Source organism: Serratia sp. JKS296 (genome assembly GCF_900215445.1).
Lineage (GTDB): Bacteria > Pseudomonadota > Gammaproteobacteria > Enterobacterales > Enterobacteriaceae > Serratia > Serratia marcescens.
In genome coordinates this window covers 3,608,094-3,620,554 of the sequence record NZ_OCMX01000001.1, presented here as the reverse complement: position 1 = coordinate 3,620,554, position 12,461 = coordinate 3,608,094, and the positions used below count along the sequence as shown (strand labels likewise).

13 protein-coding genes are annotated in these 12,461 nt (G+C 61.6%); 8 read left to right on the top strand and 5 right to left on the bottom strand.

Translation table 11 applies throughout. The features are described from left to right. Positions 1-161 precede the first annotated feature (161 nt). From CRO23_RS17315 to CRO23_RS17300, 4 genes are all read right to left on the bottom strand, one after another. Positions 162-980, bottom strand: a complete 819-nt coding sequence (locus CRO23_RS17315; RefSeq protein ID WP_016928598.1) for a MetQ/NlpA family ABC transporter substrate-binding protein — start codon at positions 978-980, stop codon at positions 162-164. A gap of 19 nt (positions 981-999) precedes the next feature. After that, positions 1,000-1,668: a methionine ABC transporter permease gene (locus CRO23_RS17310; RefSeq protein WP_004939505.1), complete on the bottom strand. Its 669-nt coding sequence runs from the start codon at positions 1,666-1,668 to the stop codon at positions 1,000-1,002. After that, positions 1,661-2,686: a methionine ABC transporter ATP-binding protein gene (locus CRO23_RS17305; RefSeq protein ID WP_097102552.1), complete on the bottom strand. Its 1,026-nt coding sequence runs from the start codon at positions 2,684-2,686 to the stop codon at positions 1,661-1,663. The genes CRO23_RS17310 and CRO23_RS17305 overlap by 8 nt, the downstream gene beginning before the upstream one ends. Before the next feature lie 236 nt (positions 2,687-2,922). Beyond that, positions 2,923-3,366: an acetyltransferase gene (locus tag CRO23_RS17300; RefSeq protein ID WP_016928596.1), complete on the bottom strand. Its 444-nt coding sequence runs from the start codon at positions 3,364-3,366 to the stop codon at positions 2,923-2,925. 242 nt (positions 3,367-3,608) lie between these two features. Between CRO23_RS17300 and CRO23_RS17295 the strand changes: the two genes are divergently transcribed. The 3 genes from CRO23_RS17295 to CRO23_RS17285 all read left to right on the top strand — a co-directional run bounded on the left by CRO23_RS17295 (position 3,609) and on the right by CRO23_RS17285 (position 6,309). Beyond that, positions 3,609-4,481 carry an oxygenase MpaB family protein gene (locus CRO23_RS17295; RefSeq protein WP_097102550.1) on the top strand — a complete coding sequence of 291 codons (873 nt, stop codon included), beginning with the start codon at positions 3,609-3,611 and terminating at the stop codon, positions 4,479-4,481. A 162-nt stretch (positions 4,482-4,643) separates the two neighbouring features. Then, a complete protein-coding gene (locus CRO23_RS17290) occupies positions 4,644-5,747 on the top strand; it encodes a suppressor of fused domain protein (RefSeq protein WP_033642320.1) in 1,104 nt (367 codons plus the stop codon). Between the two features lie 34 nt (positions 5,748-5,781). Continuing rightward, the gene (locus tag CRO23_RS17285; RefSeq protein ID WP_097102548.1) at positions 5,782-6,309 is read left to right on the top strand and encodes a cysteine hydrolase family protein; all 528 of its coding nucleotides are present in this window, start codon (positions 5,782-5,784) and stop codon (positions 6,307-6,309) included. A 32-nt stretch (positions 6,310-6,341) separates the two neighbouring features. On the opposite strand, the gene CRO23_RS17280 is transcribed toward CRO23_RS17285, so the two are convergent. Further along, positions 6,342-7,217 (bottom strand): NAD(P)-dependent oxidoreductase, encoded by an 876-nt coding sequence (locus tag CRO23_RS17280; protein WP_016928592.1) that lies wholly within the window; start codon positions 7,215-7,217, stop codon positions 6,342-6,344. A gap of 290 nt (positions 7,218-7,507) precedes the next feature. Between CRO23_RS17280 and trpS the strand changes: the two genes are divergently transcribed. The 5 genes from trpS (at position 7,508) to phnE (CRO23_RS17255) (ending at position 12,278) form a co-directional block, all read left to right on the top strand. Continuing rightward, positions 7,508-8,515 carry a tryptophan--tRNA ligase gene (trpS, locus tag CRO23_RS17275; RefSeq protein WP_016928591.1) on the top strand — a complete coding sequence of 336 codons (1,008 nt, stop codon included), beginning with the start codon at positions 7,508-7,510 and terminating at the stop codon, positions 8,513-8,515. A gap of 117 nt (positions 8,516-8,632) precedes the next feature. Beyond that, a complete protein-coding gene (gene phnC, locus CRO23_RS17270; protein ID WP_004939485.1) occupies positions 8,633-9,466 on the top strand; it encodes a phosphonate ABC transporter ATP-binding protein in 834 nt (277 codons plus the stop codon). A gap of 41 nt (positions 9,467-9,507) precedes the next feature. Further along, complete coding sequence (gene phnD / locus CRO23_RS17265) at positions 9,508-10,440, top strand: phosphonate ABC transporter substrate-binding protein (protein ID WP_004939482.1); 933 nt, start codon at positions 9,508-9,510, stop codon at positions 10,438-10,440. Positions 10,441-10,518: 78 nt separating this feature from the next. Continuing rightward, complete coding sequence (gene phnE, locus CRO23_RS17260; protein ID WP_016928590.1) at positions 10,519-11,382, top strand: phosphonate ABC transporter, permease protein PhnE; 864 nt, start codon at positions 10,519-10,521, stop codon at positions 11,380-11,382. Continuing rightward, positions 11,379-12,278, top strand: coding sequence for a phosphonate ABC transporter, permease protein PhnE (gene phnE, locus CRO23_RS17255; protein ID WP_016928589.1), 900 nt, complete (start codon positions 11,379-11,381; stop codon positions 12,276-12,278). The genes phnE (CRO23_RS17260) and phnE (CRO23_RS17255) overlap by 4 nt, the downstream gene beginning before the upstream one ends. Positions 12,279-12,461 lie beyond the last annotated feature (183 nt).

Sequence of the window (12,461 nt, the reverse complement as noted above, 5' to 3'; positions counted from 1 at the left end):
AAAGGCGCGGGTTGCCAGGGGCCGCGCCTTCGGCCCCTGGCTCGGTCGAGGTGTGGGAGCCACATGGGGCATCTCACTTTTATCGACCGAAAATTTCACGAACGCCTGCATAAAAACGCTAACTGACCAGCATTACGGTTTTCACCGGGCCGTATACAGCGTCACTGATTGACCGGGATCACCGCGCCCTGGTACTTCTCGCGGATAAAGTCCTGAATCGGTTTGGAGTGCAGCACTTTGACCAGCGCCACGATCTCCGGCTTGTTCACGTCGGCTTTGTGCACGGTGATGATGTTGGCGTACGGGTTGTTTTCGCCGCTTTCGACCGCGATCGGATCCTTGGTCGGATTCAGCCCGGCGTCGATGGCGTAGTTGGCGTTGATCACCACCGCGTCGCCTTCGTTGTTGTTATACATCTGCGGCAGCAGCGCGCCTTCAACGTTGGCCTGGAACTTCAGGTGTTTCGGGTTTTCCACCACGTCGGTGATGCGCGCGTCCACCTTGCTCACCCCCGGCTTCAGCTTGATCACGCCTTCCCGTTCAAAAATAGACAGGATGCGGCCTTCTTCCGCCACCGCGTCGCGCATGATGATTTTGCCGTTTTCCGGCAGATCTTTCAGGCTCTTGTACTTCTTCGAGTAGATGCCGATAGGCTCAATATGGATCGCGCCGGCGCTGACGAAGTCGTAGCTCTTGTCGTCGGCGTGGTCTTTCAGCACCGAGTTCAGGTAAGGCACGTGCTGGAAGTAGTTGGCGTCGATGTCGTGGCTGGCCAAGGCGGTGTTCGGCAGAATGTAGTCCTGGAAGCGCTTGATCTGCAGATCGATGCCTTCCTTCGCCAGTATCGGTTTGGCTTGTTCGAGGATCTCGGCGTGCGGTACGTTGGAGGCGCCGACCACCAGCTTGGTCGCCGCGGCGGCGCCGTAAGAGGCGAGGGTGGCGACAGAGGCGAAAGCCAACATCAGTAGGTGCTTTTTCATCATCGTTTTCCTTGGTTAATTAACGTTTATCGAGCGTTCTTGTCAGGGTGTCGCCAATGAACTGAATGACGAAAACGATCAGCAGGATCGTCAACGTCGCCACCAGCGTCACGTCACTGTGGTTGCGTTGGAAGCCTTCCAGATAGGCCAGATTGCCCAGGCCGCCGGCGCCGATCACCCCGGCCATCGCGGTGTAGCTCACCAGCGCGATCAGGGTGACGGTGATGCCGGAAACCAGCGCCGGCGAGCTTTCCGGCAGCAATACGCGGAAAATCAGGGTGCGGTTTTTGGCGCCCATCGAGCGCGCCGCTTCGATCACTCCTTTGTCGACTTCGCGCAGCGCGATCTCCACCAGCCGGGCGTAGAACGGCGCCGCGCCGACGATCAGCGCCGGCAGGGCCGCGTCCGCGCCGAGAATGGTGCCGATCAGCGACTTGGTGAATGGGATCAGCAGCACGATCAGAATGATGAACGGGATAGAGCGGAAGACGTTGACCAACACGGAGATCAGCGAGTAGACCGCCCGGTTCTGCAACAGCTGGCCCTTCGAGGTTAAAAACAGCAGCACGCCGAGCACGATGCCCAGCACCAGCGTGGCCAAACCGGCGATGCCGGTCATGTACAGCGTTTCCCAGGTGGCGTCCCACAGTTGGTCCAGACGCAGGTGGGGGAACAGGGATTCAATCATGTTGGATAACCTCGACGGCGATGTCTCTTTCGTGCAGCAGGTTGAGCATGTCGGCGACTTGTTGTTCATTGCCTTCGGCGTGGATGTACAGTTCGCCGAACGAACCGTTGAGGGTGTGGCTGATCTTGCCGTGCAGAATGTTGACGGTCAGGGCGTAGCGCCGGATCACTTCAGAGATCACCGCCTGATGGGTTTGCACGCCGACGAAGGTCAGCTTGAAAATCGCCCCCGGCAGGTGGGCGGTGAGCTGCGGGTTGAAGCTCTCTTCGGTGTCCGCATACTGCGACACCTGTTTGACGAACTGTCGGGTGATCGGCTGCTGCGGCCGGGTGAACACGTCAAGCACCGGGCCTTCTTCGACGATGCGGCCGTTTTCCATCACCGCCACGCGGTGGCAGATTTTGCGCACCACGTGCATCTCGTGGGTGATTAGCACGATGGTCAATTTCAGCTGACGGTTGATGTCCAACAGCAGGTCGAGAATGGCGTCGGTGGTCTGCGGATCGAGCGCCGAGGTGGCCTCGTCGCACAGCAGCACGCTCGGGTTATTGGCCAGCGCGCGGGCGATGCCGACGCGCTGCTTTTGGCCGCCGCTGAGCTGCGACGGGTAGGCGTTTTCGCGCCCCTGCAGGCCGACCAGCGCGATCAGTTCCGCCACGCGCGGCGCAATCTGCGCCTTGGGCACGCCGGCGATCTGCATGGAAAACGCGATGTTCTGGCTGACGGTGCGCGACCACAGCAGGTTGAAGTGCTGAAACACCATGCTGATTTTCAGGCGCGCCTGGCGCAGATGGCTGCCTTTGGCGCGGGCGATATCAAAACCGCCCACGTCAATGCGGCCGCTGGTGGGCGTTTCCAGGCCGTTGAGCAGGCGGATGAGGGTGCTTTTGCCGGCGCCGCTGTAGCCGATGATGCCGTAAATTTGCCCGGCCTCTACCGCCAGGCTGACGTTGTCTACCGCCACGACGCGGCCCTGTGTGCTGTCAAAACTTTTGCAAACGTTCGAAAGAACGATCATAGCGAAGCGGATCCTTATCGATACATCACAGCATTCCGTCCAGAGCGCGGTGCGCCGGACAGAGATCGTTCGGCTTTTCGGCTGACGGAACCTCTGTTGCGGGTGAATACCGGGCAATCCTACCGAGGGTTTATAGTGACAGGAAGAATGTAAAATCTATTACTTATTCTGATTTGATATATAAGGCGGCGGGGGAGGCGGGGGAAGAAACCGGCCGCAGGGCGGCCGGCGGAGGGCTAGCGTTTTTCCAGCTTCATGTGCAGCAGCGGGAACGGGTTGCCCTGGCCGTCGAGCGGCGAGCGGCCGGTGATGACAAACCCGTAGTGGCGGTAGAAGCCGCTGGCCTGCGGATTTTGCTCGTTCACGTCCAGCTGCAGCTCATCGTGCAGCGTTTCCGCGTGGGTCAGCAGCGCTTTGCCCACCCCTTTGCCGCGCTGATCCGCGTCGATAAACAACATCTCCACCTTGTTGCCGTTCAGGCCGATAAAGCCGCAGGGATGCCCCGGGCGTTCTTCGGCCACCCAAACGTTGACCGCCGGCAGGTAGTCGTTCAGCACCAGCGGGAACAGCTGCGCGATGTTGTCTTCGGTTAAAAAATGGTGGGTGGCGCGCACCGAACGCAGCCAGATATCTGCCAATTGCGCGTTGTCTTCCGCCGCGCGTGCTCTGATGGTAATCATCGAACTCTCTGCTATCTAAGTTGAAGGAAAAGAAACTAGATAGAGGTTTTGTGGGGTTAGTGCCGAATTAACGTGGGTTAACGCCCTGCAAAGCGCCTCTGCAGTGGATCGAATAGGCCCGCTTTGTTGCAAGCGGTATAACAACTGTAATTCAGTAAGTTAATGCTTTCAACCGCCGCAGGGCGCAATGAGGCGCTCGCCGCGTGTTACACTGGCCGCTGAATGAGCAAGAGGGCGGCAGGATGGAAGCGGTACGCGCAGCGATAGAGAAACAGGTGCTCAGCCTCACCGGGCTGGCGCTCGGCGGCGTCGATTTTGAGAATCCGCCCGGCGATCCGGGGCTGTTCGGCCCGCAGTCTGTCATCTGGCAGGTACATCGCGATTTCACGCCGATGCTGTGCGGCGGCGTCAGCGCCTTGCTGCTGCAAATGCTGCACCCGCTGGCGCTGGCCGGCGTATGGGATCACTCCAATTTTCGCGACGATATGATCGGCCGCCTGCGCCGCACCAGCCAGTTCGTGTCGGTCACCACCTTCGGCCCGACCGCCGAGGCGGAGCGGCTGATCGCCAAAGTCAAAGCCATCCATCTGCGGGTAACCGGCGTCGGCGGCGACGGCACGCCTTATGCCGCCAGCGATCCGGCGCTGCTGACCTGGGTGCACGTGGCGGAGAGCAGCCGCTTTCTGGCCAGCCACCTGCGCTACCGTAACCCCCATCTTTCCCGCGATTTGCAGGATCAATACTATCGTGAAGCGGCGCGCGTGGCCGCCGCGCTGGGAGCCACTGAAATACCTCAGTCCTGCGCGGAGGTCGAAGAATACCTGCAGGCGATGCGGCCGCAGCTGGTGTGCGATGAACGCACCCAAGAGGTGGCGCGCATTCTGCTGAAGGCGCCGGCGCCGAGCGCGTTGGCGCGCCCGCTCGGCGGGGTGATGATGCAGGCGGGCATCGATCTGTTGCCCGACTGGGCGCAGCGGCAGTTCGGTTTTCATCCGGGCGCGCTGCGGCGGCGGCTGGTGCGAACGGGCGCCGCCGGTTTGGGCAAGGTGCTGGGCGCGTCGATGCGCAACGGTTCCTATCAGCGCGCGGTGCGGCGCATCACTCGGCCGTCATGAGCCGCAGCCGCTATAATTAGCCTTTGTTTATCTTCGTTTACGGCCGTTTTTGAGACTTTTACGGGTGATCCGGCCAGTAATGCGTTTTACACTTGGGGCAAAGCCACATTCCATTTTTGGCGCGCAGCCGATTCTGCCGCGCCCTGACCCTATTGAGGTGATATGAACGAGTCATACGTACTTGCTGAAGTCAGCAATGAGAACCAGACGCTGGTCGCGGTGGTTCAGCAAGATCACCGGGCAGCCTATTTTTACATCTATCCCGCCGAAGCCTACAGCGATCGCTATCAGGTGCGCGCCTGCTGGCTGCGCAACCTGGCCGCCGCGCCGCTGCAGGAGGATCGCGCCGCGTTGGAACAAGGGCAGCCGCCGATGCTGGCGGCGGAGTTTTGCCGCAACCTGGAAGGGGAAGCGCCGCTGAACCCGGAAGGGCTGATGGTGGTGTGGAGCGAAAGCGACGACGGCGCGGCCCTGTGGTATTACGGCCAACTGCTGGCGGTGATCCCCGGCTGGAGCCTGTATATCGACCATTCGGTGTGCTATTCGGCCAGCTGCATCAAGGAGAGCCCACTGGCCTATCCGCTCGGTTCGGCCTCGACCAACACGCAATATGCGCAGGCGGAAAGCACCCGCCAGTTTTGGCGCAGCTGGCAGCGTGAAGAGGGCAATCCGTGGCCGAAGATGCAGCGCGATTTTCAGGCGCGCTATGAGCAGCATTTCGGCCCTTCGGTAAAATACTACGCCATCGATCAGGGCAAGTGGCCGCCGATGGCCATCACTCAGCACGAGCGCGACGGCATCTATTACTTCCTCACCATGGGGGTCAGCATCCGGCCGATGCCGTGGGTGGAGATCCTGTTCAACGACGAGGCTTCGCGCTATCGCCGCATGGAGATGGCGATCGCCATCGACAGCCAATACATGACCGAAGACAACGCGGTGCAGATGGCCAGCGCGCTGGCCGGTTTCGCGCACGCGCCGTGGGCGCGGTTGACCTGGATCGGCGAAGGGCACACGCTGGAGTCCGACGTGGCGCCGTTGGGCTATGAAGGCTATATTTTATCGTCGTCCTTCTACCCGCATCACGCGCACCTGACGTTGCCTCAGCAGTATGGCGACCCGGTGAACCTGTTCTGGGCCAGCCCGGTGTTTACCGCCGAGCGCCAGCTGGCGCACGCCACGCCGAACGGCGGGCACGATCTGGTGCACAGGCTGCGCGAGCAGGGCGTCGACCATATTTTCCGCCCGCGCCAGCCGGTGTGCTGACGCGACTTGTCTTGTCTTCTCTTCGGGAGCCGCCATGACCAGCGCGCTGTTGATTATCGATGTGCAGGAAGGGTTGTTTACGCCGCCGCCGGCGGATGCCGCGGGCACCGTTGCGCGCATCAACCAACTGAGCGAGCGCGCCCGCCGGGCGGGCGTGCCGGTGATCGTGATTCAGCACCATACGCCGGACGACGAACTGCCGCACGGCAGCGCCGCCTGGCAAGTGCTTGCGGCGCTGAAGGTGGCGCCGGGCGACCATCGGGTGGATAAAACCACGCCGGACTCGTTCCTGCGCACTTCGCTCGGCGCGTTACTGATCGCCAACGGCGTATCGCAACTGGTGGTTTGCGGCTACTCCACGCCGTTTTGCATCGATACCACGGTGCGCAGCGCCGCGGCGCGCGGCTATCCGGTGACGCTGGCGGCGGATGCGCATACCTGCCACGACAAATCCTATGCCGACGGTTTGCTGATCCGCACCCACCATAACGAGACGCTGTCGAATATCGACAGCTTCGGCGTGCCGATCCGCGCCGTGCCCGCGGCGGACATCGTGTTCTGAGTACGGAAAACGGGGGCCAACGCCCCCGTTCGTTATTTCAGGCCCGCCCGCCGCGCCGCCACCTTGGCCAGCGCCGCCCAGTCCAGATCCGCATCCCCCTGCGCCATCGCGTCGAGGAAGTTGTCTTTCAGCACCCCGGCGAACGGCATCGGCGTATGGCTGTCGGCGCCGGCGGCCAGCGCCAGCCCGACGTCTTTCAACCCCAGCGCCAGCCGGAATCCGGCGGGTGAATACTTCTCGGCGGCGATCAGCGCGCCATAGCCCTGATAGGCCGGGGCGGCGAAGACGGTGCCGCTCAGCATCTGCAGGTAGTCGGCGCCGGACACGCCATAGTTGCGCACCAGCGCGCTGCCTTCCGCCATCGCTTCAATGGCGCTGGCCAGCGTAAAGTTGGTTGCGATTTTGACCACGTTGGCCTGCGCCGGATCGGCGCCGAAGTGCCAGGTTTTCTGGCCGAGGGCATCGAACAGCGGCTGCGCTTGCTTCAGCCGCTCGCTATCGCCGGCCGCCAGAATATTCAGCTTGCCGGCGGCCGCCACATCGACCCGTCCCAGCACCGGCGCGGCGAGATAACCGATGCCGTGTTCCTCATGCAGCGTCGTCAAACGTTTGGCGAGTTCGACCGAGATGGTCGCCATATTGATATGCAGCGCGCCCGGTTTCATCCGTTGCAGCAATCCGCTGTCCACGACCACCTGCTGCGTGGCGGCATCGTCGGCCAGCATGGTGATCAGCACGTCGGCATCGGCCAACTGTTCTGGCCGTTCGGCCTGCCGCGCGCCGGCGCTCACCAGCGGCTGCGCCGCCTGCGGCGAGCGGTTCCATACCGTTAAGGCGAAGCCCGCCTGCAACAGGTTGGCCGCCATGGCGCTGCCCATCCCACCCAGTCCGGCAAATCCGATCTTCATCATGCGCTCCTTTTTCAGGTTGAAGGTTTTACCCTAGCGCGCCAGGCCAGGAACGCAAATGCCGGAGTGTAACGCCGTCTTACGCGCCGGCGGCGGGCTATTGACGCGCTGCCGCGGCGGGTATACCTTGATGGCATGAATATATCGATGCACTCCACCCACAATCAGTCATGGTGGCGCCTCTTCTGAGGCGGCACGAGTATTCACATCTCTTTTTAATGCCGCCGGTTTGGCGGCATTATTTTTTGTGGCGTTGATCCGGCGGTCTATAGACCTTCAGGAGCACTGTCATGAGCTACACCATTCTTACCGGCGATCGCGCCACCGGCCCACTGCATTTAGGCCACTTCGTCGGCTCGCTGCGCCAGCGCGTCGCACTGCAGCACCAGCATAACCAAACGGTGATGGTGGCGGATCTGCAAGGCCTGACCGACAACGGCAACAACCCGCAAAAAATCAGCGCCAACGTGCTCAACGTCGTGGCCGACTATCTGGCGGTCGGCATCGATCCGCACAAGACCACCATTTGCCTGCAGTCGGCGCTGCCGGCGTTGGCCGAGCTGACGATGTACTACCTCAATCTGGTCAGCGTGGCGCGGCTGGAACGCAACCCGACGGTGAAAAGCGAAATCGCCGAGAAGGATTTCGCCCGCAGCCTGCCGGCCGGTTTTCTGATCTATCCGGTCAGCCAGGCGGCGGACATCACCGCCTTCGGCGCCACCCACGTGCCGGTCGGCGAGGATCAGCTGCCGATGCTGGAGCAAACCAACGAGATCGTGCGGCGCTTCAACCACATCGTCGGCCAACCGATATTAACGGAGTGCCAGCCGCTGTTAAGCAACGTCGGGCGTCTGCCGGGGCTGGACGGGCAGGGCAAAATGTCGAAATCGCGCGGCAACGCCATCCCGCTTGGCGCCGGCGCCGACGAGGTGCACAAGGCGGTGATGAGCATGTTCACCGATCCCGGCCATCTCAACGTCAGCGATCCCGGCCGGGTGGAGGGCAACATGGTGTTCACCTATCTGGACGCCTTTTGCGAAGACGCCGCGCTGGTGGCGGAACTGAAGGCGCACTACCGCCGCGGCGGGTTGGGGGACGTGAAGATCAAACGGCTGCTGGAGGATTGTCTGCAGAGCCTGCTCGAACCGATCCGCACCCGCCGCGCCGAATTCATCGCCGATAAAGGCGAGCTGACGCGCATCCTGCAGCACGGCACCCTCCGCGCGCATCAGGTCAGCCAGCGGACGCTGCAGCAGGTCAAGGCGGCGCTGGGGCTGGACTTCTTCACCGTGGCGTGAGGCGTACACCGGGGCGGCACGCGTCACGCCCCGGCCATAAAACCATCATCCCACTGTCATAAACTTATCCGTTAATAGGTGCCCATAATGATTAGCCACTGAAACCAGAGAAATCATATGGCTCAGGCACTGTTAAAATTGGCGCAGCACGAGTTCCCAGGGCAGCACGCCGCCGCATCCCGCAAAGTGTTATCGGTAAAGGGGCTCGGCAAAGCTTACAAAGCGCAGCAGCGCGTGCTGGATGACATCAATTTCGATCTGCACGCCGGCGAATTCGTGGCGGTGATCGGCCGCTCCGGCGCGGGCAAGTCCACGCTGTTGCATACCCTCAACGGCACCATTCCTTCCAGCTGCGGCGAGATGCTGCACTTCGAAGACGATGGCGTGGCGCAGGATATCGCCCAGCTTGCCGGCCGCCAGATGCGCCAGTGGCGCGCGCGCTGCGGCATGATCTTCCAGGACTTCTGCCTGGTGCCGCGGCTGGACGTGATGACCAACGTGTTGCTGGGCCGCCTGAGCCACACCTCCACCCTGAAATCCTTCTTCAAACTGTTCGATGACGCCGACCGCGCTCGCGCCATCGAGCTGTTGCAGTGGCTCAACATGCTGCCGCACGCGCTGCAGCGCGCCGAGCACCTCTCCGGCGGCCAGATGCAGCGCGTTGCCATCTGCCGTGCGCTGATGCAAAACCCGCAAATCCTGCTGGCCGATGAGCCGGTGGCGTCGCTCGATCCGAAAAACACCCGCCGCATCATGGACGCGCTGCAGAAAATCAGCGAAGACGGCATCGCGGTGATGGTGAATCTGCACTCGGTCGAACTGGTGAAAGAGTATTGCTCGCGGGTGATCGGCATCGCCCACGGGAAGATCGTGTTTGACGGGCATCCTTCGCAACTGAACGAACGGATCCTGCACCAGCTGTATGGCGAAGAAGCCAATCAGATCCATTGAAGCACTTTTGACCTTTACCCTTTACACACAAGGCACACCTGATGAAAAAAGTATTGAGTCTGACCACCCTGATGGCCGGCGCGATGATGGTATTTAATGCTGCCGCAGCGGATGCGCCGAAAGAGCTGAACCTGGGCATTCTCGGCGGCCAGAACGCCACCCAGCAGATCGGCGATAACCAATGCGTGAAGCAGTTCCTGGACAAAGAGTTGAACGTCGATACCAAGCTGCGCAACTCGTCCGACTATTCCGGCGTGATCCAGGGCCTGCTGGGCGGCAAGATTGACCTGGTGCTGAGCATGTCGCCGTCGTCGTTCGCCTCGGTCTACATCAAGGATCCGAAAGCGGTGGACATCGTCGGCATCGCGGTCGACGACGTTGACCAGTCGCGCGGCTACCACTCGGTGGTGGTGGTGAAGGCCGGCAGCCCGTACCAGAAACTGGAAGACCTGAAAGGCAAGGCCATCGGCTTCGCCGATCCGGATTCGACCTCCGGCTTCCTGATCCCGAACCAGGCGTTTAAAAAGCTGTTCGGCGGCACGGTCGACAACAAATACAACAACACCTTCTCCAGCGTCACCTTCTCCGGCGGCCACGAGCAGGACATCCTCGGCGTGCTGAACGGCCAGTTCGAAGGCGCGGTGACCTGGGCGTCGATGATTGGCGACTACAACACCGGCTACACCAGCGGCGCGTTCACCCGCATGATCCGCATGGATCACCCGGACCTGATGAAGCAGATCCGCATCATTTGGCAGTCGCCGCTGATCCCGAACGGCCCGATCCTGGTGAGCAACTCGCTGCCGGCCGACTTCAAGGCCAAAGTGGTCACCGCCATCAAGAAGCTGGATAAAGACGATCACGCGTGCTTTATCAAAGCGATGGGCGGCAAACAGCACATCGGCGACACTACCCTGGCGGAATACCAGACCATCATCGATATGAAGCGCGAGCTGACCAAAGGCGACCGTTAATTCCCGGCTGCCTCGGCCGTTCGAATGAAGGGGTTCAGCATGCTGAACCCCTTGTTCCATCAAGATGGAAGACCTGCTTTGAATACCGATTTCGCACACTATTACCAACGGATCCGCAGCAAGCAAAAGCGCGAAGCGCTGCTGTGGTCGCTCGGGCTGGTGGTGCTGTACCTGGGCGCCGGCAACCTCGCCGAGTTCAACCTGCACACCGTCTGGGTGTCTATTCCGCACTTCTTCGACTATCTGGCCGAAACCGTGCCGACGTTGCACTGGAACCTGCTGTTCGCCGATGGGCGTACCGAAGGCTCGCTGGCCTACTGGGGCTATCGCCTGAACATCCAGCTGCCGCTGATCTGGGAGACCCTGCAGCTGGCGCTGGCGGCGACCATTTTCTCGGTGCTGGTGGCGACCGTGCTGGCGTTTCTGGCGGCCGGCAACACCTATACCCCGGCCTCGGTGCGGCTGGCGATCCGCACGCTGGTGGCGTTCTTGCGCACCATGCCGGAGCTGGCGTGGGCGGTGATGTTCGTGATGGCGTTCGGCATCGGCGCCATTCCCGGCTTCCTGGCGCTGGCGCTGCACACCATCGGCAGCCTGACCAAGCTGTTCTACGAATCGATCGAAACCGCCTCCAACAAACCGGTGCGTGGGCTGGCGGCCTGCGGCGCTACGCCGCTGCAGCGCATGCGCTTTGGCCTGTGGCCGCAGGTGAAGCCGGTGTTTCTCTCCTACAGCTTCATGCGGCTGGAGATCAACTTCCGTCAGTCGACCATTTTGGGGCTGGTGGGGGCGGGCGGCATCGGCCAGGAGCTGATGACCAACATTAAACTCGACCGTTACGATCAGGTCAGCATGACGCTGCTGCTGATCATCGTGGTGGTTTCCGTGCTCGACTACGTGTCGGGCGAGCTGCGCAAGCGCGTGGTGGAGGGGGCAAAATGACAGCGGGCACTCCGGCGTCGGCGGAAACGCTGCGCCAGCTAAAACAGCAGCATCCGGCGATCTTCGCGCAGCAGGGGCGCTACCTGCGCACCGTCGGCCTGATCGCCTTGGCGATCGTGCTGTACTACGTGTTCTTCTTCCTGGTCTTCGGCATTAGCTGGCCGCAGTTTATCAACGGCTGCCAGCAGCTGGGGCGCTATTTCCTGCGCATGTTCGTCTGGCACGACTTCACCAACTGGCCGTTCATGTACTACTTCCAGCAGATCGGCATCACCATCGCCATCGTGTTCGCCGGCACCATCACCGCGTCGCTGATCGCGCTGCCGCTGTCGTTCTTCGCCGCGCGTAACGTGATGTCGACGCCGCTGCTGCGGCCGATTTCGGTGCTGGTGCGCCGCTTGCTGGACGTGCTGCGCGGCATCGACATGGCGATCTGGGGGCTGATCTTCGTGCGCGCCGTCGGCATGGGGCCGCTCGCCGGGGTGTTGGCTATCGTGATGCAGGACGTCGGGCTGTTGGGCAAACTGTACGCCGAAGGCCATGAGGCGGTGGACAAGTCCCCCAGCCGCGGCCTGACGGCGGTGGGCGCCAACGGGTTGCAGAAGCACCGCTACGGCATTTTCACCCAGTCGTTCCCCACCTTCCTGGCGCTCAGCCTGTATCAGATCGAGTCCAACACCCGCTCTGCGGCGGTGCTGGGCTTCGTCGGCGCCGGCGGCATCGGCCTGGTGTACGCGGAGAACATGCGGCTGTGGAACTGGGACGTGGTGATGTTCATCACTCTGATCCTGGTGGTGGTGGTGATGATCATGGACAAGGTCTCGTCAATGCTGCGCAACAAGTACATCATCGGCGAAGACATCCCGCTGTATCAGCAAAAAAGCCAAATCGATTGAGAAACCCCTTGCCGATCCCTATACTGCCGCACATTCAAGGTGTGCGGCCATACCCGTCATACTTGGAGCTGCCTCTTTGTTGGCTGCATTTGCGCGCCCCGGTCACATAGTTAACTATGCTCTGGGGGCTTACAAATTTGCCGCCGCGATGCAACTCCAATTATTTTGGGTATGGGGCATTTT

Bases quoted from the DNA above. Each gene is read 5' to 3' on its own strand.
- CRO23_RS17280 (WP_016928592.1), bottom strand. From the start codon at position 7,217: ATGAAGATCGGATTTGCCGGACTGGGTGGGATGGGCAGCGCCATGGCG.
- CRO23_RS17285 (WP_097102548.1), top strand. From the start codon at position 5,782: ATGACCAGCGCGCTGTTGATTATCGATGTGCAGGAAGGGTTGTTTACG.
- phnD (WP_004939482.1), top strand. From the start codon at position 9,508: ATGAAAAAAGTATTGAGTCTGACCACCCTGATGGCCGGCGCGATGATG.
- CRO23_RS17305 (WP_097102552.1), bottom strand. From the start codon at position 2,686: ATGATCGTTCTTTCGAACGTTTGCAAAAGTTTTGACAGCACACAGGGC.
- CRO23_RS17290 (WP_033642320.1), top strand. From the start codon at position 4,644: ATGAACGAGTCATACGTACTTGCTGAAGTCAGCAATGAGAACCAGACG.
- CRO23_RS17300 (WP_016928596.1), bottom strand. From the start codon at position 3,366: ATGATTACCATCAGAGCACGCGCGGCGGAAGACAACGCGCAATTGGCA.
- CRO23_RS17315 (WP_016928598.1), bottom strand. From the start codon at position 980: ATGAAAAAGCACCTACTGATGTTGGCTTTCGCCTCTGTCGCCACCCTC.
- phnC (WP_004939485.1), top strand. From the start codon at position 8,633: ATGGCTCAGGCACTGTTAAAATTGGCGCAGCACGAGTTCCCAGGGCAG.
- CRO23_RS17295 (WP_097102550.1), top strand. From the start codon at position 3,609: ATGGAAGCGGTACGCGCAGCGATAGAGAAACAGGTGCTCAGCCTCACC.
- phnE (WP_016928589.1), top strand. From the start codon at position 11,379: ATGACAGCGGGCACTCCGGCGTCGGCGGAAACGCTGCGCCAGCTAAAA.
- CRO23_RS17310 (WP_004939505.1), bottom strand. From the start codon at position 1,668: ATGATTGAATCCCTGTTCCCCCACCTGCGTCTGGACCAACTGTGGGAC.
- trpS (WP_016928591.1), top strand. From the start codon at position 7,508: ATGAGCTACACCATTCTTACCGGCGATCGCGCCACCGGCCCACTGCAT.